The following is a 1508-nucleotide window of genomic DNA, read 5'->3' as shown; positions in this document are numbered from 1 at the left end:
TCCATTGTGTCGATCCAGTTGGTGGCGCGGGGGCGTGCTGCGGGTCTGGTGTTCACGGCGCGGGACGTCTTCGAGCGGAAGACCGTGGCAGGGCTTGCCGCGGTGGCGCGGCCGGCGGATGACCTGACGGCACCGGTTGTTGAGGTCTCGGGTGTCGGTGATGTCGAGCTGATGCCCATCGTTCATGGACTCCGGGATCGGGGTGGTCCGATCGACCGGTTCGCGCAGTCGGTGCTGTTACGGGTGCCGGAGGGCGCGCGGCTTGAAGACCTGACTGGCGCACTGCGCACGGTGGTTGATCATCACGATGCGTTGCGGTTGCGGTTGGGTGTGGTGCCGGAGTGGTCGTTGGAGGTGCTGCCGGCCGGTTCGGTCGTGGTGTCGGAGTGTGTGGTGCGGGTGGATGTGTCGGGTGTTGCCGAGGCCGAGTTGGGCGAGGTGGTGCGGGGGGAGGCTGAGGCTGCGCAGGGGCGGCTTGCTCCTGAGTCCGGTGTGATGGTGCAGGTGGTGTGGTTCGACGCGGGTGCCGGTCGTCAGGGTCGTTTGTTGTTGGTGGTGCATCACCTGGCGGTGGATGGTGTGTCGTGGCGGGTGCTGGTGCCGGATCTGGTGAGTGCGTGGGAGGCGCAGACCGAGGGGCGGAGTCCGGTGCTGCCTGCGGTGGGTACGTCGGTGCGGGATTGGGCGCGTCGTCTGGTCGAGGAGGCTCAAGCACCCGTCCGTGAGGGTGAGTTGGCGCTGTGGTCGGACGTGTTGTCTTCGCCGGATGAGCCGTTGTCGGGCCAGGTTCTGGATCCGGTGCGTGATGTGTGGGCGTCGGCGCGGCTGGCGTCGGTCGAGCTTGCGCCTGAGGTGGCGGGTCCGTTGCTGACGCGGGTCCCGGCTGCCTTCCACGGCGGGGTCAACGACGTGCTGCTGGCGACGCTGGGTGTGGCGGTGGCGGACTGGCGTCGTAGGCAGCCGGCCGGGAGTGACTCCAAGGGTGACCAACCTGACTCCGTGCTTGTGGAGTTGGAGGGTCATGGGCGTGAGGAGTTGGGTGAGGGTGTTGATCTGAGCCGGACGGTGGGTTGGTTCACGAGTCTGTTCCCGGTGCGTCTGGACGTGTCGGGTGTGGACGTGGATGAGGCGCTGACCGGCGGCGCCGCGCTGGGTGTGGCGGTGAAACGGGTGAAGGAGCACCTGCGGTCGTTGCCGGACCGGGGCCTGGGTTATGGCCTGCTGCGTCACCTCAACCCCCGTACTGCACCGGTCCTTTCGGATCTCGAAGCGCAGGCTCCTGCCCAGATCGTCTTCAACTACCTCGGCCGATTCGCCGGAAGCGACACCACTGATCCCTGGACCCCCGCCCCCGAATCCATCGACTCCGGACCGGATGGCCGGACGCCGATGGGGCGACTCCTGACCATCAATGCGTTGACGGAGGATCGGGCGGATGGTCCGTATCTGTCGGTGAGTGTGGCGTGGCCGGAGGCGTTGCTGTCGCGTGAGCAGGTGGAGGATCTGCT

1 protein-coding gene is annotated in these 1508 nt (G+C 67.3%); it reads left to right on the top strand.

Annotation, left to right across the window (positions count from 1 at the left end; all coding sequences use genetic code 11):
* The coding region (locus AB0G47_RS40840; RefSeq protein ID WP_360781185.1) for a condensation domain-containing protein at positions 1-1508 on the top strand (1508 nt) is incomplete at both ends.

The organism is Streptomyces sp. NPDC021622, from assembly GCF_040640795.1.
In the GTDB taxonomy this organism is placed as follows: Bacteria; Actinomycetota; Actinomycetes; order Streptomycetales; family Streptomycetaceae; genus Streptomyces.
The sequence above is the reverse complement of the archived record's forward strand: the minus strand, read 5'-3'. Positions and strand labels throughout refer to the sequence as shown.